The following is a 6516-nucleotide window of genomic DNA, read 5'->3' as shown; positions in this document are numbered from 1 at the left end:
GGGCGGCGTCGGAGACGGTGTCCATGGCCGCGTCCCAGCGGGCCAGGGCTTCGTCGGACGGCCGGAGCGACCTGAATCCCTGTCAGCCGCAGTGGTACCGCCGACCCGGTAGACGAGGACCCGACCATGAAGCCACCCGCCGGTGACGACCCGCTGGCCCGAGCGACCCTCCTGACCGCCGCCCCGACGCGCCCGGACGCCCCCGGCTCCGCCGCCGAGCCGGCGTACGCCGTCCGCACGCGCGGTCTGGCCAAGAGCTATCCGGGGCCGTACGGCAGCACCACCCACGCCGTCCGCGGCCTCGAACTCGACGTGTTCCAAGGCGAAGCCTTCGCGTTCCTCGGCCCCAACGGTGCCGGCAAGTCCACCACCATCGCCCTGCTGTGCGCCCTGGCCCGCCCCACCGCCGGAGAGGCCACCGTGGCGGGCGCCGACGTGCGCGCTCGGCCGGATCTCGTACGACAGCGGGTCGGGATGCTCTTCCAGCACAGCGCACTGGACCCGGACCTGACGGCCGAACAGAACCTGTACATCCACGCGCGGCTCTACGGAATCCGGCGTCGCCACGCACGCCGGCGCGTCACCGAGACGCTGGAGACGGTGGGACTGGCCGACCGGCGGCGCTCTCCGGTACGCACCCTGTCCGGCGGCATGCGCCGCCGCCTGGAGCTCGCCCGCGGCCTGCTGCACGCGCCCGACGTGCTGTTCCTCGACGAGCCGACCACCGGACTCGACCCCCACGCCCGCGCCCAGGTCTGGCACCACCTCCTGGCGCTGCGCGACCGGCACGGCACCACCCTCTTCGTCACCACCCACTACCTGGAGGAGGCGGAGCACTGCGACCGCCTCGGCGTCATCGACGACGGCCGACTGATCGCACACGGCGCGCCCCGGGCGCTCAAGGCCGCGATCGGGGACGACCGGGTGGCGCTGCGCACCGGCGACGACGCGGCGGCGCGGCAGGTCGTGCGCAGGATCGCGCCGCCGGGCGCCACCGCCACCGTGGACTCCGACGGGGTCTGTCTGCGGGTGCCCGACGGCAGTGCCTGGATCCCCCGTCTGTGCGCGGCGCTGGAAGCCCACGGCATCGCCGTGCACGCCGCCACGGCGACCCCGCCGACGCTCGACGACGTCTTCTTCCACCACACCGGGCGCAGCATCCACGCCGCCCGCCCCGCCCGGACACCGTCCGCCACCGACCCGGGCGGGGCGACGACGCGAACGGAGCCGGGCCGATGAGCGCACCCGCTCTGCGGGCCCCGGGTCCCTCAGGCACCCCGGGAGTCCCCGCCGGCCCGGCCCGGGGGCCGCTGACCCGGCTGCGCCACGAACTGCGCGCGATCCACGCGCTGGTCCACCGCGATCTGCTGCGCCTCTTCGCCCAGCCCACCCACACCGCCCTGATGCTGCTCCAGCCGGTGCTCTACCTCTTCGTCCTGGGAGGCGGGCTGGCCGCACTGGTCCCCGACTCCTCGCTGGGCGTCGGGTACCAGACCTATCTGTTCCCCGGCGTGCTGATGATGACGGTGCAGACGCCTGCCGTCATGGTCGGCATCCGCCTCATCACCGACCGGCAGAGCGGCTACCTGCGGGAGCTGCTGATGGCCCCGGTCAGCCGGTCCACCCTGCTGCTGGGCAGCTGCGCCGGCGGCACCGTGGTCGCCGCGGTCCAGGGCGCGGTGCTGCTCGCCCTGGCCGGAGCGGTCGGCCTGCCCTACGACCCGCTCCTCCTGGCGATGCTGCTGGCCGGCATGGTCCTGGGCTCCTTCACCCTCACGGCCCTGGCCCTGGCGCTGGCCGTGAGCCTCCGACGCGCCGAGGCGTTCCACATGCTGCTGGGTCTGGTGATGATGCCGCTGCTGTTCCTCTCCGGCGGCTTCTTCCCGGTCGGGAACCTGCCGGGCTGGGCCCGGGCCCTCGCCGCCGCCGATCCGCTCGCCTACGGAGTGGACCTGCTGCGCCGCTCCATCGCGCTCCGGGTACCGGACGGGGCGACCACCGAGGGGATCGAGTGGTTCGGCCGGCAGCCTCCCCTGCTCCTCGAAGGCACCTTCCTCCTGGCCGGCGGCGCCCTGGCCCTGCTGTGGGCCGCCCACCGCTTCGGCCGCGCCGAATGAGGCCCGGAAGAATCCTTTTCTCGTCCCTTGATGCATACGGGTGAATTGCGATGATCTTGTCGCTTCCCGGTGCCTAAGATCCACCGTTGTGACAGACAGCCAGTACGCCCGGGCCGCCCACGAATCGGCCGATGTGGTCATCCTCGGGGCCGGTCCGGCCGGACTGGTGCTGGGCAACCTCCTGCTCCGCGCCGGCATCGACTGCGCCGTCCTGGAGCGCGCCGGTCGGGAGGACGTCCAGAACCGGGCGCGGGCGGGCTTCCTCGCCGCGAACACCGTGCGGATCCTCGCCCGCAACGGCCTGGACGGGGGGCTGCGCCGACGCGGGCAGGAGCACGGCGTCTGCGAGTTCCGCACCGAGGAGGGGCGCTTCCGGCTGGACTACGGACGGCTCGGCGACAGGGAACCGCACACCGTCTATCCCCAGCACGAACTGGTCACCGATCTGCTGGCACGGTTCCTCGACGCCGGGGGGCGGATCCGGTTCGACACCGAGGCGGTCGCCGTGTCCGACGCGGACGGCCCGACGCCCGCGGTGACCGTACGGGAGGCGGACGGGCGTCCCGGGCGGTGGCGGGCCCGGTACGTCGCCGCCTGCGACGGCCGTCACGGGGCGGGACGCCGCTCGCTCCCGCCCGGCTCGGTCCGCCGCTACCACCGTGACCACGGGGTGTCCTGGCTGGGGCTGCTCGCCGAGGCACCGCCGAGCCTGGACGCCGTCGGCTACGCGCTCCACCCGCGCGGATTCGCCGGTCACATGGCCCGCTCGGCCGAGATCACCCGCTACTACCTGCAGTGCGAACGCGGAACCCCGGCCGGTGCGTGGAGCGAGGACGCCATCTGGGACGAACTCGACCTGCGGATGCGCTCGACCGAGTACGGGCCCCTGCGGCGCGGCCGCGTCGTCCAGCGCGCCGTCGTCGACCTACGGTCCGACGTGCTCGAACCGCTGCGCCACGGTGCGCTCTTCCTGGTGGGCGACGCGGCCGGGCTGATCAGCCCCTCGGCCGCCAAGGGCGCGAACCTCGCGGTGCTGGAGGCCGAGATCCTGGCCCACGCCCTGACCACCGCCCTGACCCAGGGCGACCCCGGACCGCTCGCCGGCTACTCGGACCGGTGCCTGTCTCACATCTGGCGTGCGCAGGAGTTCTCCCACTGGATGATCCGCCTCCTGCACGACGACCCGGGTTCCCCGAATCCCTCTGGTCCCTCGGGTGCATCGGGTGCATCGGGTGCCTCGGGTCCCTCGGATTCCGAGGGTGCCCCTCCCTTCCAGGAGCGCCTGCGCCGGGCCCGGATCGCCTCGTTGCGTGGCTCCCGCGCCCAACAGGACTGGTTCGCCGTGAACTACGTCGGCATCTGACCGGCGCTCACCTCTCCCTCCCTCTTCCCCGGGCCCGGCCCGGGGGCCTGCCCGTGCCCGAGCGACACGCTCCGACGGCGGGCAGCGGTTTCCTCCTTTCTGACACGGACAGGGAATGCACTCCGAATCTCCCTTCACCATGCCCACGCCCATGCCCATGCCGGCGCGCACGCCCGCGCGCACGCCCGCCCCCGTGACGGTGCACGCCGGCGACGACGCGGCGCGGCTGAGCGCGACAGCCGCGTTCGTCCGCGAGCAGGACACCTCCGTCCTGCTCTCGCGCGTGCTGCCCGGCCTCGACGGACCCGAACTGCGGGCCATGACGGACCGGTGCGGCTTCGCGCACGCCGCCGTGCTGGTGTTCCCGCCCGACGAGCACACCCTGCGGACGGAGCTGGCGGCGTGCGGGCTGCCCGCCGACGCGAAGGCGCTGCCCAGCGTCGTCGTCCGTGAACGCCTCGCCGCGCGCCACGACCGCGATCCCGCGGATCTTGACGTAAGGATTCTCCGCCCGCTGGTCCGTGGCCCCGCCGGAGAACCCCGCGCGGTCGAGGTGTTCGCCCTGACCGTGCCACCGGGATCGGCGCTGTCCGGGATCGCCGTCGACGAACGCCGCCTGGAACGCGAGGCGCACCTCGCCTTCGACGTCGCGCGGCCCGACCCGCTGGTGCTGCGCGGGTTGCTGGCCGGCTTCGCCCGGCACGGCGCGGTCGCCGACGGCGGCGGCTACAACCCGCACGAGGACGGCACCGTGTTCTACTTCACCGCCCCCGCCGGCACGAAGACGGCGTACCGGCGCGTGGAGCTGTACGCGAGCGGCGACCACCGGGACGTACTCGGCGAACACCTCGGCCGCCCCCTGCCCGAAGGGCCCCCGCGCCAGCCGGGCGATCCGCAGGCGGCGGAAACGCTCCTGCGTCTGCTGACCGGCGCCTGGACCACCCAGGCCCTCGCGGCGTGCGCGGAACTGCGGCTGCCGGAGGCCCTGGACCGCCACACCGGGACCCAGATCCCGGAGCTGGCCCGGACCGTGGACGCCCACCCGGAGAGCCTGGCGACCCTGCTGCGGTACCTCGCCATGCTGGGCGTGGTCGCCGAGGGCCCGGACGGATTCCGGCTCACCGGCGTCGGCGCGCTCCTCGCCGCGGACGTCCCCGGCTCGATGCGACCGCTCGCGCTGATGTACGGCGGACCGTTCTACCAGTCCTTCGCGCACCTCGCCCACACCGTACGCAGCGGACAACCGGCCTTCGAGCACCTCTACGGAGAGAACCACTTCGACCACTTCGCCCGTGACCCCGAACTCGCCGCCCTCTTCGACCGGTCCATGGTGTCGAGCGCCCCGCTCTTCGACGCGCTCCCCTCGCACCCGGTCCTCACCGCCGCCGCCGGCGCCCCCGGCCGTCCGCGCACCGTCGTCGACATCGCCGGCGGCACCGGGGAACTCCTCGGCCGCATCCTGACCGCACACCCCACCCTGCGCGGCACCCTCCTCGAACGCCCCCAGGTCCTGGCGGCGGCACGCGCGCACCTGGCCGCCACCGGCGCGGGCGACCGATGCGCCTACCGGGCCGGGGACTTCGCGGACGTACCGACGGGCGGCGACGTCTACGTCCTCTCCCGCGTCCTGCACGACTGGGACGACGAGCGGTGCCGGAGCATCCTGCGCCACTGCGCCGACGCCATGCCCCCGCACGCGGACCTGCTGGTCGTCGAACGCCTCCTGCCGGCCGACGGCGGCTTCTCGCTCGCCACCGCGTGGGACCTCCACATGATGTGCAACACCGGCGGCCGCGAGCGGACCTCCGCCCATTACGCCCGGCTGTTCGAGGACTGCGGCCTCACGCTCGTCGGCCACACCCCGCTCGCCCTCGGGGCCCACACGCTCCACGCCCGCAGAGCCTGACACGCCGGCCCCGCCTGGAGGGGCCCACCCTCCAGGCCGGGGCGCCGGTTCCCGACAGGCCCGTTGACCGGAGCGCCGCGGGCCTGGAGACTGCAGCGGCCGTCCGTCCACGCCTCCGCCCGTCGCGCACCGGGAGGGACATGACCACGCCGCTGCTGCACCGGCGCTGCCCGGGGCTCGCACGCACGCTGCCGTTCCTCCGGCTCGGGGACGGCCCGACGCCCGTGCGCGAGCTCACCGGGACCACCCGTGACGACCTGTGGTGCAAGGACGAGAGCGGGTACGGCTCCGGGGGCTGGGGCGGCAACAAGGTGCGCAAGCTGGAATGGCTGCTGCCCGAGGTGCGCCGGCACGGGGCGCGCACCCTCCTGACCGTCGGCGCGACCGGGACCAACTGGGGTCTGGCGGCGACGCTGTACGCGCGCGAACTCGGCATCGACACCGTCCTCGCGCTCATCGACCAGCCCGAGGACGAGCACGTGCGCGAGCAGCTGCGCAGGTTGCGGCTGTCCGGCGCGACCCTGCACCTCACCCGGGGCAAGTGGCGGACGATCGCGAGCGCACCGTGGCTGTTCCTGCGTCACACGCGCGGATCGAGGCTCCCGTACTACCTTCCCGCCGGCGGCTCCGCCCCGATCGGCGTGCTCGGCTACGTCGAGGCGGGACTGGAACTCGGGGCACAGGTGGCCGCGGGCGAACTGCCGGAGCCCCGGCACGTCGTCACCGCCGTGGGCTCGGGCGGCACCGCCGCGGGTCTGGCGCTGGGCTGCGCGCTGGCCGGGCTGCGGTCGCGGGTGCTCGGGGTGGTGGTCAACGACACGCTGCCGCTCGCCACGAGCGATCTGATCAGGCTCGCCGGCCGGGCCGCGGGCGTCCTGCGCGAGCGCGGAGCGGTCCTCGACGTCCCGCCGCTGCGGCTCGCGTCGACCCGAGACCACCTGGGCGGCGGATACGGACACCCGACACCCGGAGCGACCGCTGCCGCGGGCGTGGCCGAGGGCGCCGGACTGCGGCTGGATCCCGTGTACACCGCCAAGGCGTTCGCCGCCGCGCTGACGCCCGCCCTGGAGGGCCCGGTGCTGTTCCTGAACACCTACGGCCCGCGGGAGTGAAGGCGACCCGCCTGCCCA

Annotated in this window: 5 protein-coding genes; all 5 read left to right on the top strand. The window is 74.4% G+C overall.

Annotated elements, in window-relative coordinates; all coding sequences use genetic code 11:
- The first annotated feature begins 126 nt into the window (after window positions 1-126).
- On the top strand, window positions 127-1239 hold the full coding sequence (locus tag AB0M16_RS33680; protein ID WP_365349847.1) for an ATP-binding cassette domain-containing protein: 1113 nt from the start codon (window positions 127-129) through the stop codon (window positions 1237-1239).
- Window positions 1236-2117 (top strand): ABC transporter permease, encoded by an 882-nt coding sequence (locus tag AB0M16_RS33675; RefSeq protein ID WP_365349845.1) that lies wholly within the window; start codon window positions 1236-1238, stop codon window positions 2115-2117. Before AB0M16_RS33680 ends, AB0M16_RS33675 begins: the two co-directional genes overlap by 4 nt.
- 133 nt (window positions 2118-2250) lie before the next feature.
- Window positions 2251-3480, top strand: coding sequence for a 4-hydroxybenzoate 3-monooxygenase (locus AB0M16_RS33670; protein WP_365349853.1), 1230 nt, complete (start codon window positions 2251-2253; stop codon window positions 3478-3480).
- A gap of 115 nt (window positions 3481-3595) precedes the next feature.
- Complete coding sequence (locus tag AB0M16_RS33665) at window positions 3596-5386, top strand: methyltransferase (protein WP_365349843.1); 1791 nt, start codon at window positions 3596-3598, stop codon at window positions 5384-5386.
- A 140-nt stretch (window positions 5387-5526) separates the two neighbouring features.
- The gene (locus tag AB0M16_RS33660; protein ID WP_365349841.1) at window positions 5527-6498 is read left to right on the top strand and encodes a pyridoxal-phosphate dependent enzyme; all 972 of its coding nucleotides are present in this window, start codon (window positions 5527-5529) and stop codon (window positions 6496-6498) included.
- Window positions 6499-6516: the final 18 nt, after the last annotated feature.

The sequence above is a fragment of the Streptomyces sp. NPDC051921 genome, assembly GCF_040680975.1.
Taxonomy (GTDB): Bacteria; Actinomycetota; Actinomycetes; order Streptomycetales; family Streptomycetaceae; genus Streptomyces.
Note: the sequence above shows the minus strand (reverse complement) of the source record. Positions and strands in the feature narration are given on the sequence as shown.

What these genes read in the sequence shown, in the direction of transcription:
- AB0M16_RS33680 (WP_365349847.1), top strand. Translation starts at nt 127, where the DNA reads ATGAAGCCACCCGCCGGTGACGACCCGCTGGCCCGAGCGACCCTCCTG.
- AB0M16_RS33675 (WP_365349845.1), top strand. Translation starts at nt 1,236, where the DNA reads ATGAGCGCACCCGCTCTGCGGGCCCCGGGTCCCTCAGGCACCCCGGGA.
- AB0M16_RS33665 (WP_365349843.1), top strand. Translation starts at nt 3,596, where the DNA reads ATGCACTCCGAATCTCCCTTCACCATGCCCACGCCCATGCCCATGCCG.
- AB0M16_RS33660 (WP_365349841.1), top strand. Translation starts at nt 5,527, where the DNA reads ATGACCACGCCGCTGCTGCACCGGCGCTGCCCGGGGCTCGCACGCACG.